Consider the following 22903-nt stretch of genomic DNA (forward strand, 5'->3'; position numbering starts at 1 on the left):
TTGGAAATTTTCCAATTCAGTTCAATGGCTCGTCAGAGCCATCGGTGACGATCTGTTGTTTCGTCACTCAGTGTTCCTAGTGAGTGGTTGCCAGTGTTTCGGTCGACCTCCGCGTATCGAGTAGCGAGGTTTTGGCCGTGGTAGCCGTAGCAGGACTCCCGAAATTTGACCCTGAAACGTGGGATTTTATGAGCAACGAGCAACTGATTCCAGTCGAGGTCGCGGCCAAGCTCCTCGAAATCAGCGCCGAGCGGCTGCGCCAGCTCAGGAAAGAGGGATACGTCGAGTTCCCCGAACGCGGCAAAACCACGCTGGTGTCTGCGGTGCGGGGATACATCCGGTTCCTCAAGGACGCCGCCGCGAAAGAGACGAAGACCTCGGCCAGCGCCAGAACGCAGGACGTTAAGACGAGGCTGCTCGAAATGCAGCTTCAGGAGAAAGAGCGCGAGCTGATCCCACAACAGGATGCACAGCTCGCGATGCAGCTGCTGGTCGGCAGCGTGAGTACCGTTATGGACACCCTGCCAGCGCGCATTACTCGCGACATGGAGCTGCGGGTGAAGGTTGAGGATGAAGTCCGTAAAGCGAAAGCCCAAATCTCCGAAGCTGTCGGCCGATTGTCAGGCGCTGTTGCAGATGGCAGCGACATTGATGAGGCCGGCTCCAAAGCTCGAACCTGACGAGTGGGGCGCTGCGAACCGGACCTATCCCCCGACCTCGGGCGTGCCTGGTCCGCGCGATCCGGGCCTCACCCCGTACATGACGCCCTTCTCGCGTGCTGTTGCCTCGCGCCTATATCCCCGAGTGGTCAACGTCACCGCCGCGCAGTCTGGCAAAACCGAGACCCTGCTCGATGTAATGGGGTCGCGCCTCGATCAGCAGCCCGTTCCCATCATCTACGTTGGACCGAGCCGCGACTTCGTAAAGGATATGTTCGAGCCGCGCGTGTCCGCGCTATTCGATGAAGCGCCTGACCTTGGAGCGAAGCTGCTGCGAGGGCAGGCCGACACCAAGTACGTCAAGATCGTCAGCGGCGTTAAGCTCCGTCTCGCCTATGCCGGTTCGACCACCTCCCTGAAATCGGACCCGTTCGGCCTCGGCCTGATCGACGAATACGACGAAATGAGCGCCAACGTGCGCGGGCAGGGCGATCCTCTCGGCCTGACCGAAGCGCGCGGCGACACCTACGCCGATACCGTCACGGCTGTCATTTCGACGCCATCGCAGGGCCGTGTTGATACTGAGGTCTGCCCAATCACGGGTCTGATCTACTGGACCAAATCCGACGAGGAGATGGTCAGCAGCCCGATCTGGCGCCTGTTCGATGGCGGCACGCGTCACCACTGGGCGTGGAAGTGCCCTCACTGTGAACGGCGCTTCATTCCGCGGTCGGACCTGCTCCAGATCGCAAAGGGAGCCACGCCGACACAGGCCAAGCGGGACGCCTTCCTGATCTGCGGCCACGAGGATTGCGGCGAGCCGATCCTCGAACACCACAAGACAGCGATGAATGCCACGGGCATCGCCATCGCACCGGGCCAGACCGTCGAAGAGGCTGAGCGCGGTGTGCATGTCGAGTCCGATACGTGGTCTATGTGGACCTCGGGCCTTTGCTCCCCGTTCAAGACATTCGGGGAACGAGCGCAGCGCCTCGTTCGGGCTCGCCTCAGCGGCGACCCGAACAAGGTCCAGACCGTAATGAACAGCCAATTTGGCGAGATCGCCATGCCGGTTGGTGACAGCCAAACACCCGCTTGGGAAGCGATCATGAAGCGCGTCTTGCCATATCGAGAGGGTGAATTTCCGGCCGAGGCGATCCGCCTGTTCGCTGCTGTCGACGTCCAGAAGCACTCGCTGCCGTTCGTCATTCGGGCCTTTGGCGAGAAGGGCAAATCGTGGCTGGTGCGGCACGGCGAGCTGTTCGGTCCTACCGACCAGCCTGAGGTCTGGGATGACCTATTCGCGCTGATGACTGGCGAGACCTACGGCGACGGCATGGCGGTGGAACACTGTTTCATCGACTCCGGCTTCCGACCAGACAAGCCAGACGGCGTGAACGTCCACGCGGTCTACGAGTTCTGCCGCCGGATGCCCTATCTGTTCACCCCGACCAAGGGTAAAGATGTGCAGTCCAAGCCCTTCACGATGTCGACGATCGACGTGAAGCCCGACGGCACGAAGCGCCTGTTTTCGATCCGCCTTGCTATCCTTCACACCGACTATTTCAAGTCGCTGGTGTTTGCTCGGATCGCGCTCGAACCGAACACGCCGGGGGCTTGGCACGTCCACTCCGATATTGATGAGGACTACTGCCGTCAGGTCACATCGGAGGAGCGTGCCGTCGTCGACGGTAAACCGAAATGGACCCGCCGCAGCCGCAACAACCACTTCCTCGACTGTGAGGCCATGGTCGAGGCTTGCGCCTTCTCGCGTGGCGTCAGCCGTCTGCCCTCTGGGCGACGTGAGGATGACTACGACGATGAGGAGGCGGCACCGCCACGCCCGCAGGGCGGGGCGTTGTCGGAGCGCGCCAGAGCGCGCGCCCCTGCTCACGAAACTGAACCAGATCCCGTTGAGGAGGAACGCCCTCGTCGGCGGGACCGAGGCTCGACCAAGGACCGCTTTGCGCAGCGGGGACGACGCCTCCGCCAATAAAGGACCACCCACATGGGCATCATTGACCGACTGGTCGGCAGCATCGCTGCTCCGGCCGTCAATAACGGCGTGTCTGCACCAAAGCCGCAGGCCGGTTACATGCGGAACAACCGTCACGTCGGCTTCCTGAACTGGCGTCCCGCGCTGCGCTCCTCCCAATCGGAGGTCAGTGAGGCGTGGGACATGGCTGCGGCCCGCGCCCACGAGTCCATCATCAACAGCGGGTGGCTCTCCGGCGCCGTCGAACAGGCTGTTGCTGACACCGTGGGTGAGGGCGTTAAGGTCAAGCCCGCGCCTGAGAATGCCGCCTTCGGTCAGGATGTGGCGTGGGCCCGCTCATGGGGACGGATGGTCAGCGCGAAGTTCGACCTTTGGGCCTCGACCCCTGCGCTCTGCGATGCAGCTGGCCGGCGCACGCTCTACCAGATGCAGGCGGATTCCTATCTCGGCTGGATCGGTATGGGCGAAACGCTCTCCATGGTTAAGCACCGAAGGGAAGCGTTCTATCCGGTCGGGACGAAGTTCAAGATGTTCTCGCCTTCGCGCCTTTCGCGTCACAGCGATGAGGCACAGCGGATCGTGAACGGCGTTAAGATCGACGCCGATGGTCGCGCACTGGCCTACTCGTTCAATGCGAAAACGGCGGCGCGTGAGGATGGGTGGAACCTCGACTACGACAACCAGACCGTCAGCGTGAACGCGCGAGACCGATACGGTCGTCCGATTGTGAACCACGTTTTCACGGGGCGCGCCGAGACCTATCGCGGCATCGGTCCGATGGTACCGGTATTGCTGCTGCTGCGGCAGTTCGACCAGCTCAACGACGGCACGCTCAGCGCGGCCCTGCTGCAATCCCTTTTCGCGGCTGTGATCACGTCCAGCAGCCCGACTGAGGAAGTTCTCGAAGGTCTGATGACCCAACAGGAATTGAGGGAAGTCGGACGCGGCGAGATGAGCCGCGCCGAGGTGTTTCTGGACGCTCAGGCCGGATACTATTCAGGCCAGCCCATCGACGTTGGTAGCACTGGCCGTATCGGTCATCTGTTCCCTGGCGATGAACTGAAGTTCCTCACCACTGAGGCCACTGGGCCTGATCGCGATGCGTTCAGTCGCGCCATTCAGCGGGAAATCTGCCGCTGTCTCGGCGTGAGCTACAGCAGCGGCACCGGCGACTATGCTGGGACGACCTACTATTCACTCGGCAAGTCGAATGATGACATCTTCGCCATCACGAAAAAGCGCCGTGCCGATGTAGTCGCCCCCGGCACCCAGCCGATTTACGACGCATGGCTCGAAGAGGCGATCGAGGTCGGATATGTCGAGTTCCCCGGCGGGATCGAGGCGTATCACTACCACCGCCATGCGGCCTCGCGCTCCATCAAGCGCGGTGATCCGAAGCCCATCTCGGACGTGCTGAAAGCGATGAAGGCCAATGAGGTTGCCCGCCGTTGCGGGTGGGTCTCTGACAGCCAGATCGCGGAGCAGTTCGGCTGGGACTACGAGGACGTGTGCCAGCGCCTGTCGGACGACAAGGCGCTGCGCGAGGAATACGGCATTCCCGAGCCTGTTTTCATGAACGCGGGCGGCGGCACTCCCACCGAACAAGACGAAGAAAAGGAGGGCGGCGATGACCGAGATGCCTGAAGACCCGTGCGCGGTTCTCGCTGAACTGCGCGCGGCCCACCGAGCGATCATCACCGGTCAGCAGGTCCGTGAGGTGCGCCACAACAGTGGCGCATCCGGCACCGACCAGCAGGTCACGTATGGCCCCGCCGACGTGGCGGCGCTGAACCGTGAAATCGCCCGATACGAAACACTGTGCACGGCGAGCTGCGGGAAAAAGTCCCGCTTCGCCATTTCAACAGGAGGTCGTCGATGACCAATCATCTGCTGAACATCGCGTCCCGCGTCGTGGGTCGCCCGCTGCTGCTGGAGCAGGGCAAGGCCGAGGTCATTCTGGACGTGCTTTCGGGCCGCATGGGTTACGCCTTCGAGCATGAGCCGATGCAGCCCGAGGCCAGCCGGTTCTTCGGCAGCCACTACGACAGCAACGGCAATTACAACGCAATCGAGCGCGAGGGGAGCGTGGGCATCATCCGTGTCCTCGGCTCCCTCGTGAACCGTGGCGCATACGTCGGAGCCTCCTCTGGGGTGACGAGCTACGAGGGGCTGGAACACCAAATGCGGGAAGCCGCGGCGGATGACAGCCTCACGTCGGTCATCATCGACATGAACAGCTCCGGCGGTGAGGCCGCAGGGATGTTCTCGGTCGCCAAGGCTGTGGCTGACCTGCGGGCGGTCAAGCCCGTGGTCGTCGTGGTGAATGAGACTTGCGCCTCAGCGGCCTACGGGATCGCGTCTCAGGCGTCCGAGATCGTCATTTCCGAAACCTCGTTCGTCGGTTCCATCGGCGTGGTCATGACCCACGTCGACGCCTCGGCCAAGCTCGAAAAAGACGGGCTAAAGGTGACGATGATCCACGAGGGAAAGCACAAGGTCGACGGCAACCCGTTCGAGCCGCTGGCGGACGGCGTGCTCGAACGGTTCAAGGCCGACGCCGGATACTTCTACTCGATGTTCGTTTCGCTCGTGGCCCACGGTCGCGGCGACCGGACCACCGAAGAACAGGCCCGCGCCACTGAGGCGCGGGTCTACATCGGCCAGCACGCAATCGATGCTGGTCTGGCCGACCGCATGGCGAGTTTCCGTGAAGTGCTTGCCGAACTCACCACCACCACCAACGCGGGCGATGCTCGCTCTAATCTAGGGAACGTCAGTATGACTGATAACACCACCACTCCGACCGCGAGCATCACTCAGACCCAGATGGATGCCGCTGTTGCCACCGCAAAGGCCGAAGGCGTGAAGGGCGAGCGTGACCGCTTCGCCGCGATCCTCGGCTCCGACGAGGCCAAGGCCAACATGTCCCTCGCGATGCACCTCGCGTCGAATACCGACATGGATGCAGACGGCGTGAAGGCTGCTCTGGCTGCGGCGGGTCCGGCTGCTTCGGCCTCCACCGGGACCGGATCCCGTATCGAGTCGGTTGCCGACCGCGCCGAGCACGGCATCGACGCCAACACCACCGGCACCAAGACGAAGGCCGAAGAGGTCGACGCCATGTGGGACTCGGCGCTCGGCTAACGCCGCCCCGATCCATCTGAACATCAATAAAGGAACGCAAAAAAATGGACAAATATACCGAGCCTAAGCTCTCGCTTGGTGCGCTTCTGACCGAAGGCGAAGGCCAGATCAGCCGTGAGGAAGTGACTTTCCCTGATGGCACCGACATTCCCGCATCGGCGGTCGTCGGCAAGATCACCGCGAGCGGCAAATACGTCGAGCTGGACCCCACTGCATCGGACGGCAGCCAGACCGCGGCAGGCTTCACGCTCTACCCGATCAAAGCTGACGGTGCCGACGTCAAGGGCGTCATCATCGCTCGTCTGGCCGAGGCGAAAGGCCCCGCGCTGGAATGGCCCGCAGGCATCACCGAAGCGCAGACGGCCACCGCCATCGGCCACCTCGCCAACCTCAACATCGTCGTTCGCTAACGCGCGTCGGACGTAAAGGATTTACACATGAACGAACTTCTCGACGCTGACATGTTCAGCCTGCACAAGCTCACTCAGGTTGTGCAGAAAACCAAATACCAACCGGCCCGTCTGGGTGAACTCGGTATCTTCGAAGCGGACTACATCGACCTGACCACCTTCATCGTGGAAATCACCGAAGAAGATGGCATCATGGTGCTGTCGCCGTCGGCACGCGGCGGTCCGGGTCAGACCTTCGGGGACACCGAGGGCCGTGGCGTGGCCTTTCAGGTCGCCCACTTCCAGATCAATGACTCCATTCTGGCCGACGCGGTGCAGGGTCGCCGTGCCATCGGTACCGCCGACAAGCGCCGCAACCTCGCGAACGAAGTTGCGAAGAAATGGCGCCTCCATCGCCAGCGTTTCGAGCTGACCGAAGAAAGCCAGCGTATGGGCGCGCTCAAGGGCATGGTCGTTTACTTCAAAAAGGATGGCTCGGTCAGCCACACCATCGACCTGTTCGACCGTTTTGACGTGACGCCCAATCCCCTCATCACTCTGAACTGCAAGTCCAGCCAGCCGGGCGCTCCGATCCTGCGTCAGCTCGACGAGATTAAGCGCCAGACCCTCGACAAGCTCGGCAATGTCGGCTTCCGCGAGCTGCGCTTCGAGTGCTCTAATGAGCTGTGGGACGCGGTCATCGACTCCGATGAAGTTCGTGACAGCTACAAGGGCACGAGCAAGGCCGAGTTCCTTCGCACCAGCTACATCGGCCCGAACCGTTCGTCGACCTATGGTGCGTTCGAATATGGTGGCGTGATCTTCGAAAATTATCGTGGGACCAATCAGGTGAATGTCGGCACTGGCAAGGCTCAGATGGTACCGATGGGCATCCCTGGCCTGTTCAAGACGGTTTACGGTCCGGCGGACTACAATGAAACCGTCAACACGCTGGGCGAAAAGCTCTATTCCAAGGTGAAGCCGAAGCCGAACGACAAGGGCTACGATCTGGAAATGCAGTCGAACCCGATGACCTACTGCTCGCGCCCCGAGGTGCTGCAAGAGATCGCGTTCGAGGTCGACGCCTAACGATGCAGGCATTTGAAAAAGCCATCGCCGCGATGACCGCGGCGGTGGCTACGCATTTGGGTCAGGATGCCACGTTCTACCGCGTCGAACGCTCCGGCAGGATCGTGGAGACCGAGACCCTTAGCGATGGGACTGCGCTGCGCGTGGTGCTGACCGATGCACCAGCCGCCGCCTTGGCCGACAACGGCACCCGTATTCGGGCCGTTGGGCAGGCCGCAGACATCACCATCGACGCCGCCAATCTGGCGAAGCTCGACCGGCCGCCCGAGAAGGGCGACCAGTTCCACGTCGTCACCTTCGGTGGCGTCATCAAGAAATTCAAAGTGAACACCACGCCGGCCTCCAACGGGGTCGGCGGTGTCGTCGTTTCGGTTTCCGAAACGACCTAGTGCGAGGGCGCCCCAATGATAACGCGTACAATTATCCGACTTTTGGCATACGACGCGATCAAGGGGCGCACCTCCGCCGGAGATATGGTCGAGGACAGCGCGATCGACAACATGGTGTCGCGGATCACGGCTGATGGCGGCGCCAAACCCGTCATCGTAATCTACACCGAGGAGCAGGCAGACCAAGCCATCGAACTGGTGTTCGAGGTGTTTATCGCCAGCAAAGCGGCGGTCAAGAATGGGGAGGGGGAGGACGAACTCACCATCAGCAGCACCGGCGATGGTTTCGAGTTCTTTCTCGACGTCATCGAGAACCAAATCTGCCGCCTGCTCAAGTCCGATCAAAGCGAAGCGGCGCAGCTGTTCCGGACGGTGTCTGGCCTCGACACCGTGTATCAGCACATGTCGAAGCGCGGCTCCAGCGTGGAGAGTGGCCCGCGTTTCGCGGCTCGTCAGATCACAATAACGCTGCCGAAAACGCTTCCCGCTCCCGCCGCTGGCGGTATCGTAGAGGGCAGCATTTGGGCGGATGTGATCACCTATTTCGAAGCGCACCCCGACCACTCCCCATTCACAGCCGTCATCGCCCACGAGCTTGCGCCCTACGGCGTGCCGATCGGCGTCATGCAGGATCTGATCGCTACGGGTCTCCCGAAGGATAAGGCGGGGCTGCTGAACCTCCTCGTGGCCGGCACCGAACTGACGGGCGAGCTCGCCTCTGAAATCAACGTGGAGCAGGCGGAATGAGCACGCTCCTCGACCTCTTTCGACGTGTCGCTGACCTCGAGCGGCGACTGAACGTCTCGAACCTGCGAGGCACGGTCCATTCCGTAGACGCCGCCGCAGGCACTGTACGGCTCGATCTGGGGCCAGACGACGCTGGGGGTAGGCTCCTATCCCCTCCGGTGCCTTACGCGCAGCAGGCGGGCGCTCTGAAGGTCCACGCGCCTCCTAGCACGGGCCAGCAGATGACCATCGTTTCCCCCAGCGGCGATCTAGCCGCTGGGGTGGCTCAGCCCCTCAGCTGGTCATCATCGGAAAGCAGCCCCTCGCAAAACGGGGCCGAGAACATGCTGACATTTGGCGACGTCAGTATCCTCCTGACCGAGAGCGGCGTGACCATCACGGTCGGCGGCTCCTCGGTTCAACTCACCGCCAACGGGCTGGCCGTAACCAGTAGCGCGATGACGCACAACGGCACGAACGTTGGCGCCACGCATGTTCACAGCGGCGTCCAGTCCGGACCTGCAAAAACTTCCACACCGGAGTGATAAATGTCCACCAAGCGAATTTATGAGGTCACGGCATCGGCGGGTCCGATTGTCGGTGGCGTCAAGAATCCCGGCGACGGTCAGCAGATCACTGTCTCCGAGCGGGCGGCGGAATACGACGTCCAGCAAGGCCACCTGATCTTCGTCGGTGATCCTGAGCCGAACCTCGAAAAGCCGGACGGGTACGTCCGCAAATCCTATCTGGATACGAAAGTCGACCTCGTTCTCGCCAAGGGCGACGAGATGGACAATCGCGTCAATGAAGCTGCGGATCGCGCAACGACCGTAATCGAGTCTGTCGCTCCTCTCGCCACGCTGCAACAGACGGCGACGCAGGTCACGCAGGACGCGGGCCGCGCCGAGGATGCGCGGGTCGCGGTCGAAGGCATGGAAGCCTTTGGCAACGATATGCAGAAGGACATGACCAACACGCATGACCTTGGCGGAAATTTCGCCACTGGACTTGTGAAGTCGGTCTCGGAACAGCAATACATCGACCTTCAGGCATTTGAGGTCGCGGCCCAGATCCGCCGAGGATACGGCCAGTCTGGTATTCGCTTCGGTCGCCACTATGCCGACGGCGGTGACGCTGCCTACCATCGCCCGTCGATGGTGTCGTTTGCCGCTCTGGGTGTGCACAACCATCCCAACTATCGCTTGATGTGCGGGATGCCGGAGCAAACCGCTATCATCAACGGGCATGAGATCAACACGCGACACTGCGATTACCGCATCATGCACGGTGTCGGCGGCGGTGCTTACCTCGAAGTCGAGGACGCTATCCCGCCTGCGGTTCCTCCCTCGGTGGCTACCAAGGCCACGCCTGAAGAGCAGGTCGCGGAAATGCGCGAATATCTGCGGGCATTCGGCGCAAAGGATGCGTCCATTCGAGCCGACTATGCCCAGTATTTCGACACCTACGTGTCGGTGCTGGAATGCTGGCTGGAAAACCTCGACGGTGACACGCTGTCCGACACCTTCCCGTCCTTCCGCCATCAGATCGACAACGGCGGACTGCGGTCGATGAACGACAACTACATGTCGATGTTCGGCTCGGGCCTCAAAGCGCGATTTGAGAACAAGGACTTCAAACCCACTGTCATTCGCGTGATGAATGACGACGGCAGTCCGCAGTTCGCCGTTCTACGGTATCGCATTTCGGCAATGCGTTTGGGAACCTATGCAGACTGGCCGGTTCACCGCATGGTCGAGCTGGTGGACGATCCTGCAACACGTCTGCGTCTTAGCAAAACTGACGACGATATCGACAAGACCCGTCTCGGTCGCTATCGCGTGCTGGGCAGCTTGGATGATCGCGGCTTCAAGCGCCGCACGGGACCGACCCTGCTCGACGACATCATGTCGTCGGTTCCAGGCTTGGATGGTGTCGGAGCGAATATCGAGGAGTCGTACCTTGATACAAATAACGACCACTCGACATTCACCCAGCGCCTGAAGAAATACAAAACCACAACGGCTCTGAATTCGGCGTACTACAACCGGTTTTACTCCTACGAGCAGGCTGGTGCAGCGGGGCGTCGTGACTATCGTCGCGGCTGGAATGATCCGACTTTGTTTGTGGCATCCACGACGAAGAGCGAGGTGGCTCAGCTGTCCGGTATGGGTGGCGGCCACCGTGTCAGTTGGGCCATCCCTCTTGAACTGATCGTTGCCACACCATTGGGTCTGTGGAACCCGTATGACGTTCAGGTGCTCAACGGAAACCCGACCGGCAGCGGCAACACCGAGGCAAGCCCGTATTCAGGTGTCTACCAGAATGGCTACTGGTTCATGACGCCATCGGACCTGTTCGATGTGGAAGGCACTGACATTGATCCGGCCGATACTGACGAGGCCGCGTGGGTTCAGTGTGATGACGGCGAGGTTCGCCTGATGCGCGGGTCCGGCATCTACGTCCATATGCCTGAAATCTCCGGCATTCAAACAGCTCGGCTGCGGTATCCCATCGCACCGATGCACGACGAAGGCTCGTTTGCCTTCGGCTACATGAAGGCGTTCGAAACTGAGCAGGGTGAACTCTCTGCACAGATCGTTGCGGAACTTTTGGAACAGCGTAAGGCGCTGAAAAAAGGAGGGCTGCTGTAATGGCGCTCAATGACTCACTGACGGACATTCTCCGAAACTTCGACAGCTACACCGAAGACCTCGACAAAGCGCGAGATGGCTACGCCGAACTGCAAACCCAAATCACCTCGGGCTTGCAACCACTGTACGGCCTTCTGCCGAACCAGCTGGGATATGACCGTGACGGCGACGGACTACCTGACGGCTGGAGGCTGCCGGCAAATGCTGGCGTTACGTCGTGGGAGATGGTCGAAGCATTTCAGCCGCTACCGAAATCCAACATTACGCCCTCGGCGTTGGAAACGGAGTTCTATAACGCGTTTAATACCTATGAGAGCGGGGACTACGGCTATCGCCTCGAAGGTCTGCATGTGTGGCGCGTCTCGTGGGACATGTCTCAAATGGATGAGGGTGCGTCCCTAAGCAACGGAAAGTTGGCACTCTTTTCGGCATGGCAAATGCCGCGATTTTCGACCATGGCTATGTGGCTGAAAGAAGAGGTGCCAGGCTGCTTTGGCGATCTCGAGGGCGGCACTCGGTTCCATCGTATCGGAGACGACGGGTGGGGACTTTTCACCACGCGCACTGCTGCCGATAAAATTTGGAATTATCCCGGACAATACGCCGATCAGCACCTCCGTTTTCAGCAGGACACTTTCGCCCCTGTCGGCTCCGCTCTGATCGTCGGCCCTCAAGTTGTGTCCTGCTACGTTCCTGTTGAGGCGACTGGCTGGAACATCATTCCTAGCCTCAATCGCCAAACTCTTGGCGACGGATACTCCTACAACCTTGATGGCAATTCTAACCGCTGGGACACCTGACATGAAAATCCTCTACAATTACGCGACCATCCTGAACTACGGCGGCTTCTGCTCCCAGACCGCAGCGATTGCTATGGCACGGGATCAAATCGGCGCTGACTTCGATCCGAACCTTGTCTCTCGTGAAGCCGTCACATCGGTGGAAGCAAAGCTGTTGGTACGGGAAGCCATTGGCGAGATTGCTGGGGACCAGCAGTCGCTGCTCGGGACCACCTCGGATGCTATTGGCCTGCTGTTCTTCGAGGTCGCGAAGTTCGCGATTGCGATGAAGGATCAGAACAGCCTTGCTGACATTCGCAGCGCGGCCACCCCTCTGGCCGACATGATGGCTCCGGTCATTGCGCGGGTCGAGGCCGGCGACACGCTCCTGACCCATCAGGTCAAGGGCGAGGCCAACGTGATCGAAGAGATGGAGCAGCGCGCCACTCAGGTTGCGACTGTCCTCCAGTCCGTACAGTCGGCCTAACTAAGCCTCAAAGACAGTAGCGCAGAGGGCCCGCTTTCGGCGGGCCTTCTGCATTTCATCAACGGAGAAATGACCAATGGCTAAATACAAAGTAACGAACCTCGCGGGCGTGTGGATCACCTCGAAGGAACGCAACCCCGGCGCTGGTTCGATTGTCGAGCTGAACGGCAACGACCCCGAAACCCGGCGTGCTGTCAAAGACGGCGCGATCAAAGCCTGCAAGGATGACCTGAAGGCCGAAAAATCCACCGAGACGGCGGATAAATAACGATGGCACCAGCCGTAGGCATCAACGTTGAGACTGGCGCGGCGCTTGCGGGCTGGGACCACGTTCAGCAGTCGCTCGCCATTATCCTGCGCACACAGTTTGGCGAGCGGCCCAAGCGTGAGTGGTTCGGTTCCTTCGTGCCGGACCTTCTCGGTCGCTCCATGACCACGACCGATCTGAGCCGCTTCATTGCGGCCCTCACGTCGGCCATCGAACAATTCGAGCCACGCTTCGACGTGGCATCCATCACGACCGAGGCAGATCCGCGCGACGGGTCGGTGCAGGTCGTGATGTTGGGACATTACCGCCCGAACGCACTCACTGGTGACTTTGCCGTCGACGGAGACGTCCGGCAGGTCACGGTGGGAAGCGCGGGCCTCATTCGCTGAGGCATTCATGAACATTGTGGACCTTTCCAGCTACCCGAAGCCCGAGGTCATTAAGGCTCTCGACTTCGAGGCTCGTGTGGCGGCTATCAAGGCGACTGCAATCGAGATCATGCCCGACCTCGAGGCCGTGCTGATGGGAACCGAGGCTGAACCGCTGGTAGCAGTCATCGAGGCGTGTGCCTATCACATGACGTTGCAGGATCAGCGCGGGAACGAGGACGGCACCTCGATGCTGATCGCATACGCGACCGGCGCCAATCTCACTCACCTCGCGGTCACTCAGGGCGTCGAGCGGCTGGATGGGGAGACCGACGAGCGCCTGCGCAAGCGTCTTCTGCTGTGGATGAGCGGTCACACGACCGCTGGCTCGGTGTCCTCATACAGATACTGGGGCCACACAGCCGACGTGGATGTTCACGACATTGGTGTAACCTCACCGTCTCCCGGCGAGGTCCAACTTGTTGTGCTGTCGGATAGCGGTACAGGCGCGCCCAGCTCCGCGCTGGTCCAGAAGGTTCTGGCAGCCGTCAACGACGAAACGGTTCGCCCGATCTGCGACTCTATCACCGTCCTCGGCGCATCCATCGTGACGGTGAATGTCGCTGCGACCATCACGGTGCGCTCTGGTCCGGATGCTACCGCAATCGCAGAGGCGGCAGAGGCGGACCTATACGCGTACTTCGAGGAAATCCGGCAGGTCGGGCAGGACGCCACGGAGTCGGGCATTCACGCCGCTCTGCATCAGTCAGGCGTGAAAGAGGTCACACTGACCTCGCCATCCTCGACAGTGGCCGTGTCTGAGCTTCAGTCACCTCGCCTCGGGACGGTGGACCTGACCATAGAGGTTGCGACATGACCGAGCCAATCCTCCCCACCTCGATCGGTCCGGTGGCGCGCGTCATAGAGCGCGCCATCGTGGCCCATCTTGCATCGACGACGGTGCTGACCACGCTCTACGATCCGCAGAAGGCACCCGCTGAGGTGCTGCCGTGGCTCGGCTGGGCCATCGGCATCGACTGGTGGTCATCTGACTGGTCGGAAAGCGAGCGGCGTGACGTGATCGAGCGGGCAACCCTGATCCACCGCCGCAAGGGGACGCCATGGGCGATCCGTGAGGCTATGCGGGTTATGGGCTTTCCGAAGGTCCGCATTTTCGAGGACTACAGCCTGAACCTCTACGACGGGGGAACGGCTCGTGACGGCTCCTCGAACCGCGCTGGCGTCGATCACTGGGCCGACTACCGCATCACGGTTCAAACCACCGTCACCATTGCCCGTGCCGAACACATTCGGCGCGTTCTTGCATCCATCGCGCCTGCCCGATGCAGGCTGCGTGAGCTTAACTTCACCGCCGCGGCCCACATCTACAACGGCACTTTAGCGCGGAACGGCACCTATTCGAGAGGCGTAGCATGACGAACCTGACCAAATCCGCTGGCTGGCCCGAGGTCCGCCAGCTCGAAGAGACCGACCCGGTTCTCGGCGGCGCCCCGAACCCTGAAACGGGCGAGGGATTGGATAACGTCCCGCACCTTCAGCTGCTGCAACGCACTGAAAAGCTGAAACTCAAGTTCGACGAGCTCGGGATTTGGGATGATGCCAACATTGAGGACGTGACCGACCTCGATGCGATTGAAGGCACGAAGTTTTTCCGCTTCGATGTGAATGCACAGTCAGCCCCTCCCAGCAACAACAGCTACGTCGCAGTCGGCCATCAGATTGAGTCCTCGGAAAAGACTGCTCAGATGGTCCACATCTGGCAAGACACGGCAATATACGTCCGGATCAAGAACTCGGGCGGCTGGACCGATTGGGAGGCTGTTGTCACCAGCCGTCGGAGCGTGAACACGGCTGGCCTTGCGTCTGGTGGTGGCAGCCTCGCAGCTGACCGCACCATCAACGTTCCTGCGGCGTCTCAGTCTGAGGCCGAGGGCGGCACGGTGACGAACCGCGCGATGACGCCGCAGCGCACCGCGCAGGCCATCGACAAGCGCGTTGGGGATATGTTGCTGACGCCGCAGTCGCGCTCGATCAGCACCACTGGCTTGCTGACAGGTGGTGGAAATCTCAGCGCCAACCGTACTCTGGATGTGAAGATTGCAACGCAGTCCGAGGCCGAGGCCGGATCGTCCGACAGTCGCGCAATGACACCCTATCGGGTGAAGCAGGCGTTTAACCGCTTCTTCTCTGACGTGAAGGGCGTTGTGCAGGGCCGCAAAATCAATACTGCTGGCCTTGCATCTGGCGGCGGTGATCTTGCCGCTGACCGCACGATCACGGTCGAAGCTGCGTCTCAGTCCGAAGCGGAGACAGGCACCATCAACACTAAGGCCATGACGCCGGTGCGGGTGAAACAGGCCATTGAAAAGTTCATGAAGCCTCAGCTGCTCAGCCTCAGCACCAATGATGGCTACATCCGCCTGCCGAATTTCCTCGGCGGCCTGATGATAGCTTGGGGGAATGTAGGCGGTGTCAGCTCTGGCACTGACGTGTATTTCGGGACGCCGTTTCCGAACTACATTTTCACGGTCATCGTAACGGATCAGGCCAACGATTTGTCAACCATACGCAGCCACGTAGTCAGCGTTTTTCAGACTACGCTGCAGTCGTTCAAATGCCTTGTCGTCCGCACTGACGGCGGGGGAGCCGAGGATCTGACAACGAACATTAGCTACATCGCAATCGGTCGGTAATCACGCCCGAAACCACGAACCGAAAGGCCCGCCATAGTGCGGGCCTTTTTCTTTATCCAAGGAGAAAACGTCAATGACGACCCCGACTTTCGGCGTGAGCATTCAGCCGACCAACGATGAGGCACAGGCCCCGATCTGGAGCGACTTTTCCGTTGTCGCCATGATCGGCACCGCGCCCGATGCCGACGCGACCGTGTACCCGCTCGACACTCCGGTGCTGGTCTACACCAACGAAACCGAAAAGCTGGCGAAGCTCGGTCTCGACGGCTCGCTACTTCCCGCTCTGATGTTCATGAAGGCACAGCTCGGCGGCGGCGCTGCCAAGGTCGTGGTGCTGCGCATCGCGGATGGCGGCACCCCACTCGAAACCGTCAACAACGCCGTCGGTGACGGCATCTCGACGGGCATCAATGCGCTGCTGGATGCAGGCCCGCTGCTCGGCGTCACGCCGCGCATCGTTGTCGCTCCGGGCCTCTGCGGCATTCGTGCCTCGCTTGGTGAGGCCAACGCTCTTGCCGCCGCCCTGCCGCCCGTCCTCGACAAGCTGCTGGCTCACGCCATCGTCGACACCCCAGGCGTGGACGAGGCCAACGACCTCGACTGGCGCGAGTCTCACTCGCACATGCGCCTCATCCCCGTTACCCCTGCGGTGATCCGCACGGATGGTGGGGAACAGATCACCGTGCCGGCCTCGGCTGGTATCGCTGGCCTCGCGGTTTACGTCGACAACCTCAACGGCGGCCTGCCGTTCCGCTCGTGGGCCAATCGTCCCATTCAGGGCATGGAGAAGCTGACCCGCACCATCCGGTTCGACTTCTTCGATGGCGCCAACGAGGGGCAGACGCTGCTTGCCAACAACATCGGCATCATCGTTCGTTCCGAGCGTGGCGTTGATGGTCAGGGGCAGGGTGGCTTTATCTACGTCGGCACCGACAACCTCTCTGACGACCCGCTCTGGCAGTTCTACAACGTCAGCCGCGGCCGCGACTACATCAACAACATGGTCCGCAACACCGTGTCGACCTATCTCGGTCGCTACTCGCTGACCGGACAGGCGGTGCAGGCCATCTTGACCACGATCCGCATGGGGCTGGATGAACTGATCGCTCAGAACATGATCCTCGACGCCGAGGTCTCGTTCAACGCCGTCGACAACTCTGTCGCGGAACTTCGTCGGGGTCACGTAACCGTCCAGTTCCGTGGCGAGGAAACCCCCGTCATTCGCCGTGTCACCGTCAAATCCGGCCGCATGGTCGAGGCTGTCAACGACCTCATCAGCGACCTCGCCGCGCTCTAACGCGGCCCGCTTAAAAAGGGATAATCCACATGACTCAATTCCTGCTCAAAGAGGAAATGAACCTCTTCGTGGGCGACGATCCGGACGCGTCGAACCACCTCACTCTGTCCGAACTGGCTCTGCCGAAGCTCGAAGAGATGAGCTTCGACTTCCAAGGCGGCGGCGCAGCGTTCGGGCTGAACATGAAAGGCGGCGGTTTCAAGCCGCTCGCCGCTTCGTTCAAACTGGCTGGCGTGAACCTCGACGTCATGAAGTATTTCCAGCTCGACGAGACGAACACGCCGTTCACCGCGCTCAGCGCAATGCGTGACCAGCTCACCGGCGCCCTCAAACCGGCTAAGGCCATCATTAACGGTCGCCTTGGCACCATCGAGGAGGACGCTTTCAAAAAAGGCGAGATGAGCCAGCACGACTACGGCATCACCGGTATCGTTCACTACGAGCTGCACATCGACGGCAAGGAACTGTACTACTTCGATTGGGCCCGTGGCATCGTCCGCGTCGACGGCGTGGATAAGCGCGCCAAGGTCCGCTCGATGCTGAACATTCCGGGGGCGTAACGCATGGCACGTCTCACAGAGAAAGAGCGCACGCTAACCCTGATCGAGCCGATCGTCGTCGAAATGCCGACGTTCGACGCTGACGGCAACTTGGGTGGCACGGAGGTCGTGACGATTGACACCATCACGGCCATCTATCCCAAGGGGCGCCACATCAAGCGCATCTATCGCATCGAAACCGAGACCGAGGACCGCTTCGAACAGGCTCTCGGCGCTATCGGTGTCCTGTTCAACTTGACCGAGGCTCAGGTCGATGAACTCGACGCCGACGACCTCGAAGCCGCGACCGATCTGATCGAAAAGGTCATGCCGGAAAAAAAAGCGGCGAGCGGGCGAAAATCAAAAACGCCCGCCAAGTAATCGCAGAGGTGTCAGCGGTGTTTTCCACACCGCTGCCCTTCCTGTTCGACATGGATTGGGTCGAGCTTTGCGAGTGGCACGAAGAGGCCCGCACAATCGTTAAACATCGGAGCATCTAATGGCTATCCGCACCTCCCGTATCGCGGTCGAGCTCGTCGACCGCGCCTCCTCTGTCGCTGATCGTGTGTCCAGCCGCGTGCGCAACCTGACACGCTCGGTCACAGAGGGCGGGTATGGTGGATATTCGACCACGGCCCGCCTGACCTCGGCTGTCGAACGCAACCAGCAGGCACTTGCTGGCGCTCGCGCCGGTGTCGCTGATGCCGTCGCGGGTTACTACATGCTGCGCGAGGCCATCGGTGGTCCGGTGCAGGCGGCGATGGACTTCGAGTCCGCAATGGCGGACGTCAAAAAGGTCGTCGACTTCGGCAGCCCGCAAGGGCTTGCCGACTTCGAGAGCGCTCTGAAAAACCTTTCCACCGAAGTTCCCATTTCCGTGGCTGGTCTGGCTGAAATCGCCGCCGCTGCTGGTCAGGCTGGTATCGCTGGCGAGGAGCTGGTGAAGTTCACCGAAGCCTCGGCCAAAATCGCCACGGCCTTCGACGTGTCCGCCGATGTGGCGGGCGAGTCCATGGCGAAGATGATGACCGGTCTGGGCCTGACGCTCGACGAAACCATCCTCCTCATGGACGCGATGAACCACCTGTCGAACACGCAGGCATCGTCGGCTGAAGAAATCCTCGACGTGGTGCGCCGCGTCGGCGCATCTGCCAAGCAGTTCGGCTTCACGGCAACCGAAGTCTCTGCCTTCGGCTCGGCAATGATCGCGGCTGGTTCAGAATCCGACGTGGCAGCGACTTCGTTCCGCAACATGGGCCGCGCCCTCACCATGGGCGAAAGCGCGACCGCGCGTCAGTCCGATGCACTCAAGGCATTGGGCCTCGATGCTGGTCAGGTGGCTCGTGACATGCAGGAGGATGCGGTCGGTACCACCATCGACGTTATGGAGCGCATCAGCCAGCTTCCAGCCGAGATGCAGGCCGCTATCTCCAACGACCTTTTCGGCTCTGAGGCCCGCGCCCTAGGCCCGCTCCTCACGAACCTCGACCTGCTGAAACGCAGCCTCGGTCTCGTCGGGGATGAAGGCGACTACGCCGGTTCTGCGTTCGACGAATTTGCGACGCGGAACGATGTGTTTCAGTCGCGGCTCCAACGGTTCCTGAACCGCTTCGAGCGTCTAAAGATCGCCATCGGCAACGGGCTTCTGCCTGTTCTGTCGGACCTCATGGGTGCAGTCGAGCCGGTGATCAGCAGCCTGACCCTCTTCGCTGAGAGTCACCCCAAAATCACGGCTGGCGTCTTTGCCATTGCTGCGTCCCTTGTTGCCCTTCGGGTCGCGACCAGCACTCTGCGGTTCGCGGGCCTGCTGGGGCGGGGCGGGGCGCTTGACCTCATGGCGTTCGGCTGGAACCGCGTGGGTCGTCGCATCCAGCGTGCCGCTGGCGCGAATATCGCGTTGCAGTCCTCCCTTGCGGCCATGAATGGGGTCCGCCTCGGGCGTCTGGGGCGCATCCGCGCCGGACTGTCTGGGATCGCTCGAACCGCTGGACCGCTGCGGATACTGTCGTCCGTCGTCGGTGTCATCAGCGGTGTGATCGCTGGTCTCTCGGCTGGACCGATCGCGGCGGTTCTCGCAGTGGTCACTGCCCTCGCATTGACGGGTGGCTGGCTGTGGCGGAATTGGGACAAGGTGTCGTCTACGCTCAGCGGGATCTGGCGATCCGTCAGGGAACGACTCCAGCCAGCATTCGAGACCCTACAGCCTGTGATGGACGGGTTCGCGGCTGTCGGTGACAAGGTTTGGGGCGCGTGGGAAAAGGTCAAGGAACTGTTCTCCGGCCTCGCTGGTCTCTTCGTCAGGAACACCCTGACCGAAGAGGAGAAAGCGGAGCTCGAACAGAACGCCTATGACGCCACCGAGGCCATGTTCACCAAGTTCGAGGATTGGGTGCAAAGCATGGCTGGCCTCGCGACCGACCTCTATACCGCTGGTGCCGATTGGATCACCTCACTTTGGGACGGTGCAAAGGACAAAGCCGCCGAAATGATGGAATGGTTCACGGGCCTACCCGGGCGCATTGCTGACGCTGTTGGCACGCTCGATATGAGCAAGCTGTGGTCCGACGGTGTTCCTGAGGATGCCGTTGCCCTCGACCCCAACCAATCGGTTTTCGGCACGGCTCTGCCTCCGCCTCCGACCGACGGCGCGCCTGATGGCGCTCGTCGCTCCGGCGGTCCCATCACGGCTGGCAACAGCTACGTGGTGGGTGAGGACGGCCCTGAGGTCGTGACCCCGACCCGCAATGGGTATGTCCACCCCAACCGGAGCCTTGACGCTGAGGCGGGCGCTCCGCGCCGCTCCGAACGTGAAAGCGGCGGGGTGACGGTCGGCGCTCTGCACTTCGCGCCACAACTCTCGTTCCCCAATGCGGGGCCGGAGGACGCGCGCCGCATAGCTGAAGAGGCAGTGCGGCTCATGGAGGAAAAGCTGCGCGAGCTTCAGCGCGGCAGCTTTGCTGATGGAGTCTACTGATGCTGATGACAATCGGACTGCTGCAATTCAAGGTCCAGCCTCTGGCTTTGGCCGAGTTCAGCAGAACCTTCGGCGCTGACTACGCCAGCAAGCCCGTGGTCGGCGCAGCGCCCGTGCTGGAATATGTCGGGCCTGCGGCGACCACCTTTTCCCTGAGTGCGAAACTCTATCCCCACAATTTCGGGGATGGGGCCAGCATCGCGATCCTCCAGCAGATCGTGGCGAGCGGGAACCCGCAATACATGATCCGAGGCGACGGCGCGCTCTTCGGTTGGGTTGTCATCGACAACGTGACCGAGGGGCATAGCCAGCTCGCGGAGAACGGCGTGGGCCACATCGTTGATGTGGATCTGAGCCTGATCAAATCAGGACCGCCTGACGGGGGTCTCTACTACAGCGTTATGAGCCAGCTATTCGGATGACGGACAAAACTGAAACCATCACAGTGAGGACCGACCAGACCACCGTTTCGATGCTGGTCTGGCGTCGATACCGTCGCCCGATGCCAGGTCTGGTGGAGCGCATCCTCGCTCTGAATATCGGGCTGGCATCCTCGCCCTTCATCCCAGTCGGGACCGAGGTCGTGATGCCCATCGAGGAGGCGACGCAGCAGAATAGCGTCAAACTGGTGACGCTATGGTGAAGCGGTCAGTCGCACAGATCACCGTTGGCGAAACCGTCCTCACGATGGAAAGCAAAAGGCTGATGCGTATCCGCGTCAACCTGCCAGCCGAGGGGGAGGCGGCGAACGCCACCATCACCGTGGACTCCACTGGTCTGGCGATGCCGTCTCGCGGCGATGAAGTCACCATCGACCTCGGCTGGGATGGGCAGGGGCTTGCGCGTGTGTTCAAGGGCCGCATCGACGATGTGACCGACAACCTGTCGCGCAGCGCGGGCCAGACCTTCGAAATCACCGCCCGCGGCACCGACACGCTGGGGGAGGTCAAGACGACCCGTCGCCGGCACTGGGACAACGCCACGGTCGGCGCGATCGCCGCCGACCTCGCGTCCATGTCAGGGCTGACCTCGAACGTCGCTCCGGACCTCGCGGGTGTCTCGGTGCCGTACTTCGCCGCCATTGACGAGAGCGTATTCCAAGCCGGAACGCGCCTCGCGTCTCAGGTCGGAGGGCATTTCCGCATTGAGGGCGACGAAATGCTGATCGCCTCGAAAACGGCGAACTACGCCGCCGTGGCTGCGGCCACCTACGGCAAAAACCTGATCGAATATTCCATCAGCACCATCCGTGCTCGGAACCGCTTCGGCGTGATCGTTGGTCAGTATTTCGACAGGGGCTCGTCCTCCATCAAAACGGTGGAGGTCGAGACCGAACTGAATAGCACCGCGCGCTACACCATCCAGCCTCCGGCCGCCTCGAAAGAGGACGCCCAAATGAGGGCCGAGGCCATGGCTGCGACGTGCGCGCGGGACAGCTCGTCGGGGACAGTGACCATCGACGGGGGAGTGGTCATCTGTGATGGCCGTATTGTTGTCTCCGGCACCAAGTCGGACGGCGAGTATCGAGTAGTGGGAGTTACACATGAATGGTCAAGATCAGGCTGGACGACCAATGTGTCGATCGGTCTCGCGTCGCAGGACGGTGGAGGGGAAAGTGCCGACAATTGATAACCAAATGGCGCGGTATCTGAATGAGCCGCGCCGCCGTGCAGAGGTGAACGCTGCGCTCTGCGCATTGTGGTTCGCGGGTGTGAACCTCTACTTTTCACAGGCATACGGCGACCCCTTGCGTTGGGCCGGTGGCACCGAGCATCAGCACTTTTTGCTGAACCTGTCTGTGCTGATCGCGTGCATGGTTCACAGCCTCGGCATTTGGATGAACGGTCGCTGGAAACACGGCGTCTATTCCACGGCCCTCCGAATGATGGCGATGGCCTATCTGTGCGGTGTGGCTGGCACTATGAGTATCAGCGGATTTATCGCGCACAACAGCGCCTTCGCGATCTATCCGCCGTGCGTTTTTTATTTTTTCCAAGGGGCCAGAGCCGCGTTCAATGATTGGCGGATGGCAGTGAACGGGTACCGATATGACTGACGAAATCGAAATGCTGCCGCTGGATCAAATCTCGGATGCTGGGCCTGCCGCCGTTGTCGTCGCTATCTGTCTGGTGCTGATCGCGTATCGCTCGGTATTCGCGCGCTTCATGAAGCCCGTTGAGCATCCCGCAGAAACGGCATTGAAACAGTCCCAGAGCCAGTTCGGCACGATGATGCAGGACCTGAAACACGTCGTTCGTATCGCTGACGAAATGAAGCGGGATCAGCGCGACCTGTTGGAAAACGACGCCGAGATTAAGGCCAGCATGAAACGGATCGAAAAGGACGCCGCCGAAATCCTGCTGCACATGCGATACGCCACCCAGCACATCGCGCCCGGTCCGCGTACCGACTGATCAAACCATCATTAACGATC

Annotated in this window: 27 protein-coding genes; all 27 read left to right on the forward strand. The window is 61.1% G+C overall.

From position 1 onward, the window contains the following. The first annotated feature begins 188 nt into the window (after positions 1 to 188). The 27 genes from IF204_RS03285 to IF204_RS03415 all read left to right on the forward strand — a co-directional run bounded on the left by IF204_RS03285 (position 189) and on the right by IF204_RS03415 (position 22883). On the forward strand, positions 189 to 680 hold the full coding sequence (locus tag IF204_RS03285) for a hypothetical protein (RefSeq protein WP_194094637.1): 492 nt from the start codon (positions 189 to 191) through the stop codon (positions 678 to 680). Further along, positions 652 to 2655, forward strand: a complete 2004-nt coding sequence (locus tag IF204_RS03290; protein ID WP_194094639.1) for a terminase gpA endonuclease subunit — start codon at positions 652 to 654, stop codon at positions 2653 to 2655. The genes IF204_RS03285 and IF204_RS03290 overlap by 29 nt, the downstream gene beginning before the upstream one ends. Positions 2656 to 2667: 12 nt before the next feature. Next, positions 2668 to 4299: a phage portal protein gene (locus IF204_RS03295; RefSeq protein ID WP_194094641.1), complete on the forward strand. Its 1632-nt coding sequence runs from the start codon at positions 2668 to 2670 to the stop codon at positions 4297 to 4299. Further along, a complete protein-coding gene (locus tag IF204_RS03300; protein ID WP_194094643.1) occupies positions 4283 to 4534 on the forward strand; it encodes a gpW family head-tail joining protein in 252 nt (83 codons plus the stop codon). Before IF204_RS03295 ends, IF204_RS03300 begins: the two co-directional genes overlap by 17 nt. After that, positions 4531 to 5799, forward strand: a complete 1269-nt coding sequence (locus IF204_RS03305; protein WP_194094645.1) for a S49 family peptidase — start codon at positions 4531 to 4533, stop codon at positions 5797 to 5799. Before IF204_RS03300 ends, IF204_RS03305 begins: the two co-directional genes overlap by 4 nt. A 44-nt stretch (positions 5800 to 5843) precedes the next feature. Next, on the forward strand, positions 5844 to 6209 hold the full coding sequence (locus IF204_RS03310; RefSeq protein ID WP_194094646.1) for a head decoration protein: 366 nt from the start codon (positions 5844 to 5846) through the stop codon (positions 6207 to 6209). Positions 6210 to 6236: 27 nt separating this feature from the next. Next, a complete protein-coding gene (locus tag IF204_RS03315; RefSeq protein ID WP_194094649.1) occupies positions 6237 to 7277 on the forward strand; it encodes a major capsid protein in 1041 nt (346 codons plus the stop codon). A 2-nt stretch (positions 7278 to 7279) separates the two neighbouring features. After that, the gene (locus IF204_RS03320) at positions 7280 to 7666 is read left to right on the forward strand and encodes a hypothetical protein (protein ID WP_194094651.1); all 387 of its coding nucleotides are present in this window, start codon (positions 7280 to 7282) and stop codon (positions 7664 to 7666) included. Positions 7667 to 7681: 15 nt separating this feature from the next. After that, positions 7682 to 8413: a hypothetical protein gene (locus IF204_RS03325; RefSeq protein ID WP_194094652.1), complete on the forward strand. Its 732-nt coding sequence runs from the start codon at positions 7682 to 7684 to the stop codon at positions 8411 to 8413. Continuing rightward, a complete protein-coding gene (locus tag IF204_RS03330; protein WP_194094653.1) occupies positions 8410 to 8937 on the forward strand; it encodes a phage baseplate assembly protein V in 528 nt (175 codons plus the stop codon). The genes IF204_RS03325 and IF204_RS03330 overlap by 4 nt, the downstream gene beginning before the upstream one ends. Positions 8938 to 8940: 3 nt before the next feature. After that, entirely contained in the window at positions 8941 to 11043 is a 2103-nt protein-coding gene (locus IF204_RS03335) for a hypothetical protein (RefSeq protein WP_194094655.1), read from the forward strand. Then, positions 11043 to 11843 carry a hypothetical protein gene (locus IF204_RS03340; RefSeq protein WP_194094657.1) on the forward strand — a complete coding sequence of 267 codons (801 nt, stop codon included), beginning with the start codon at positions 11043 to 11045 and terminating at the stop codon, positions 11841 to 11843. Before IF204_RS03335 ends, IF204_RS03340 begins: the two co-directional genes overlap by 1 nt. A gap of 1 nt (position 11844) precedes the next feature. After that, positions 11845 to 12309 (forward strand): hypothetical protein, encoded by a 465-nt coding sequence (locus IF204_RS03345; protein ID WP_194094659.1) that lies wholly within the window; start codon positions 11845 to 11847, stop codon positions 12307 to 12309. Between the two features lie 76 nt (positions 12310 to 12385). Continuing rightward, positions 12386 to 12577 carry a hypothetical protein gene (locus IF204_RS03350; protein ID WP_194094661.1) on the forward strand — a complete coding sequence of 64 codons (192 nt, stop codon included), beginning with the start codon at positions 12386 to 12388 and terminating at the stop codon, positions 12575 to 12577. Positions 12578 to 12579: 2 nt separating this feature from the next. Beyond that, positions 12580 to 12966: a GPW/gp25 family protein gene (locus tag IF204_RS03355; protein WP_194094663.1), complete on the forward strand. Its 387-nt coding sequence runs from the start codon at positions 12580 to 12582 to the stop codon at positions 12964 to 12966. A 7-nt stretch (positions 12967 to 12973) separates the two neighbouring features. Then, positions 12974 to 13822, forward strand: coding sequence for a baseplate assembly protein (locus tag IF204_RS03360; protein WP_194094665.1), 849 nt, complete (start codon positions 12974 to 12976; stop codon positions 13820 to 13822). Beyond that, positions 13819 to 14382, forward strand: a complete 564-nt coding sequence (locus IF204_RS03365) for a phage tail protein I (protein WP_194094667.1) — start codon at positions 13819 to 13821, stop codon at positions 14380 to 14382. Before IF204_RS03360 ends, IF204_RS03365 begins: the two co-directional genes overlap by 4 nt. Further along, positions 14379 to 15659, forward strand: coding sequence for a pyocin knob domain-containing protein (locus tag IF204_RS03370; protein WP_194094669.1), 1281 nt, complete (start codon positions 14379 to 14381; stop codon positions 15657 to 15659). The genes IF204_RS03365 and IF204_RS03370 overlap by 4 nt, the downstream gene beginning before the upstream one ends. A gap of 73 nt (positions 15660 to 15732) precedes the next feature. After that, a complete protein-coding gene (locus IF204_RS03375; RefSeq protein WP_194094670.1) occupies positions 15733 to 16956 on the forward strand; it encodes a phage tail sheath protein in 1224 nt (407 codons plus the stop codon). A gap of 29 nt (positions 16957 to 16985) precedes the next feature. Then, a complete protein-coding gene (locus IF204_RS03380; protein ID WP_194094671.1) occupies positions 16986 to 17516 on the forward strand; it encodes a phage major tail tube protein in 531 nt (176 codons plus the stop codon). A 3-nt stretch (positions 17517 to 17519) separates the two neighbouring features. Beyond that, entirely contained in the window at positions 17520 to 17876 is a 357-nt protein-coding gene (locus tag IF204_RS03385) for a hypothetical protein (protein WP_194094672.1), read from the forward strand. Between the two features lie 118 nt (positions 17877 to 17994). Continuing rightward, positions 17995 to 20469: a phage tail tape measure protein gene (locus tag IF204_RS03390; protein ID WP_194094673.1), complete on the forward strand. Its 2475-nt coding sequence runs from the start codon at positions 17995 to 17997 to the stop codon at positions 20467 to 20469. Then, positions 20469 to 20891, forward strand: coding sequence for a phage tail protein (locus IF204_RS03395; protein WP_194094674.1), 423 nt, complete (start codon positions 20469 to 20471; stop codon positions 20889 to 20891). The genes IF204_RS03390 and IF204_RS03395 overlap by 1 nt, the downstream gene beginning before the upstream one ends. Continuing rightward, the gene (locus IF204_RS03400; protein ID WP_194094675.1) at positions 20888 to 21112 is read left to right on the forward strand and encodes a tail protein X; all 225 of its coding nucleotides are present in this window, start codon (positions 20888 to 20890) and stop codon (positions 21110 to 21112) included. The genes IF204_RS03395 and IF204_RS03400 overlap by 4 nt, the downstream gene beginning before the upstream one ends. Continuing rightward, on the forward strand, positions 21106 to 22098 hold the full coding sequence (locus tag IF204_RS03405) for a phage late control D family protein (protein WP_194094676.1): 993 nt from the start codon (positions 21106 to 21108) through the stop codon (positions 22096 to 22098). Before IF204_RS03400 ends, IF204_RS03405 begins: the two co-directional genes overlap by 7 nt. Next, on the forward strand, positions 22085 to 22525 hold the full coding sequence (locus tag IF204_RS03410) for a hypothetical protein (protein ID WP_194094678.1): 441 nt from the start codon (positions 22085 to 22087) through the stop codon (positions 22523 to 22525). The genes IF204_RS03405 and IF204_RS03410 overlap by 14 nt, the downstream gene beginning before the upstream one ends. Continuing rightward, on the forward strand, positions 22518 to 22883 hold the full coding sequence (locus IF204_RS03415; RefSeq protein ID WP_194094680.1) for a hypothetical protein: 366 nt from the start codon (positions 22518 to 22520) through the stop codon (positions 22881 to 22883). Before IF204_RS03410 ends, IF204_RS03415 begins: the two co-directional genes overlap by 8 nt. Positions 22884 to 22903 lie beyond the last annotated feature (20 nt).

It is taken from the genome of Marivivens aquimaris, assembly GCF_015220045.1.
Taxonomy (GTDB): Bacteria; Pseudomonadota; Alphaproteobacteria; order Rhodobacterales; family Rhodobacteraceae; genus Marivivens; species Marivivens aquimaris.

What these genes read in the sequence shown, in the direction of transcription:
- IF204_RS03400 (WP_194094675.1), top strand. Translation starts at nt 20,888, where the DNA reads ATGACGGACAAAACTGAAACCATCACAGTGAGGACCGACCAGACCACC.
- IF204_RS03310 (WP_194094646.1), top strand. Translation starts at nt 5,844, where the DNA reads ATGGACAAATATACCGAGCCTAAGCTCTCGCTTGGTGCGCTTCTGACC.
- IF204_RS03320 (WP_194094651.1), top strand. Translation starts at nt 7,280, where the DNA reads ATGCAGGCATTTGAAAAAGCCATCGCCGCGATGACCGCGGCGGTGGCT.
- IF204_RS03325 (WP_194094652.1), top strand. Translation starts at nt 7,682, where the DNA reads ATGATAACGCGTACAATTATCCGACTTTTGGCATACGACGCGATCAAG.
- IF204_RS03315 (WP_194094649.1), top strand. Translation starts at nt 6,237, where the DNA reads ATGAACGAACTTCTCGACGCTGACATGTTCAGCCTGCACAAGCTCACT.
- IF204_RS03340 (WP_194094657.1), top strand. Translation starts at nt 11,043, where the DNA reads ATGGCGCTCAATGACTCACTGACGGACATTCTCCGAAACTTCGACAGC.
- IF204_RS03385 (WP_194094672.1), top strand. Translation starts at nt 17,520, where the DNA reads ATGGCACGTCTCACAGAGAAAGAGCGCACGCTAACCCTGATCGAGCCG.
- IF204_RS03390 (WP_194094673.1), top strand. Translation starts at nt 17,995, where the DNA reads ATGGCTATCCGCACCTCCCGTATCGCGGTCGAGCTCGTCGACCGCGCC.
- IF204_RS03300 (WP_194094643.1), top strand. Translation starts at nt 4,283, where the DNA reads ATGACCGAGATGCCTGAAGACCCGTGCGCGGTTCTCGCTGAACTGCGC.
- IF204_RS03330 (WP_194094653.1), top strand. Translation starts at nt 8,410, where the DNA reads ATGAGCACGCTCCTCGACCTCTTTCGACGTGTCGCTGACCTCGAGCGG.
- IF204_RS03380 (WP_194094671.1), top strand. Translation starts at nt 16,986, where the DNA reads ATGACTCAATTCCTGCTCAAAGAGGAAATGAACCTCTTCGTGGGCGAC.
- IF204_RS03285 (WP_194094637.1), top strand. Translation starts at nt 189, where the DNA reads ATGAGCAACGAGCAACTGATTCCAGTCGAGGTCGCGGCCAAGCTCCTC.
- IF204_RS03305 (WP_194094645.1), top strand. Translation starts at nt 4,531, where the DNA reads ATGACCAATCATCTGCTGAACATCGCGTCCCGCGTCGTGGGTCGCCCG.
- IF204_RS03415 (WP_194094680.1), top strand. Translation starts at nt 22,518, where the DNA reads ATGACTGACGAAATCGAAATGCTGCCGCTGGATCAAATCTCGGATGCT.
- IF204_RS03365 (WP_194094667.1), top strand. Translation starts at nt 13,819, where the DNA reads ATGACCGAGCCAATCCTCCCCACCTCGATCGGTCCGGTGGCGCGCGTC.
- IF204_RS03350 (WP_194094661.1), top strand. Translation starts at nt 12,386, where the DNA reads ATGGCTAAATACAAAGTAACGAACCTCGCGGGCGTGTGGATCACCTCG.
- IF204_RS03375 (WP_194094670.1), top strand. Translation starts at nt 15,733, where the DNA reads ATGACGACCCCGACTTTCGGCGTGAGCATTCAGCCGACCAACGATGAG.
- IF204_RS03355 (WP_194094663.1), top strand. Translation starts at nt 12,580, where the DNA reads ATGGCACCAGCCGTAGGCATCAACGTTGAGACTGGCGCGGCGCTTGCG.
- IF204_RS03345 (WP_194094659.1), top strand. Translation starts at nt 11,845, where the DNA reads ATGAAAATCCTCTACAATTACGCGACCATCCTGAACTACGGCGGCTTC.
- IF204_RS03335 (WP_194094655.1), top strand. Translation starts at nt 8,941, where the DNA reads ATGTCCACCAAGCGAATTTATGAGGTCACGGCATCGGCGGGTCCGATT.
- IF204_RS03370 (WP_194094669.1), top strand. Translation starts at nt 14,379, where the DNA reads ATGACGAACCTGACCAAATCCGCTGGCTGGCCCGAGGTCCGCCAGCTC.
- IF204_RS03395 (WP_194094674.1), top strand. Translation starts at nt 20,469, where the DNA reads ATGCTGATGACAATCGGACTGCTGCAATTCAAGGTCCAGCCTCTGGCT.
- IF204_RS03360 (WP_194094665.1), top strand. Translation starts at nt 12,974, where the DNA reads ATGAACATTGTGGACCTTTCCAGCTACCCGAAGCCCGAGGTCATTAAG.
- IF204_RS03405 (WP_194094676.1), top strand. Translation starts at nt 21,106, where the DNA reads ATGGTGAAGCGGTCAGTCGCACAGATCACCGTTGGCGAAACCGTCCTC.
- IF204_RS03290 (WP_194094639.1), top strand. Translation starts at nt 652, where the DNA reads ATGAGGCCGGCTCCAAAGCTCGAACCTGACGAGTGGGGCGCTGCGAAC.
- IF204_RS03295 (WP_194094641.1), top strand. Translation starts at nt 2,668, where the DNA reads ATGGGCATCATTGACCGACTGGTCGGCAGCATCGCTGCTCCGGCCGTC.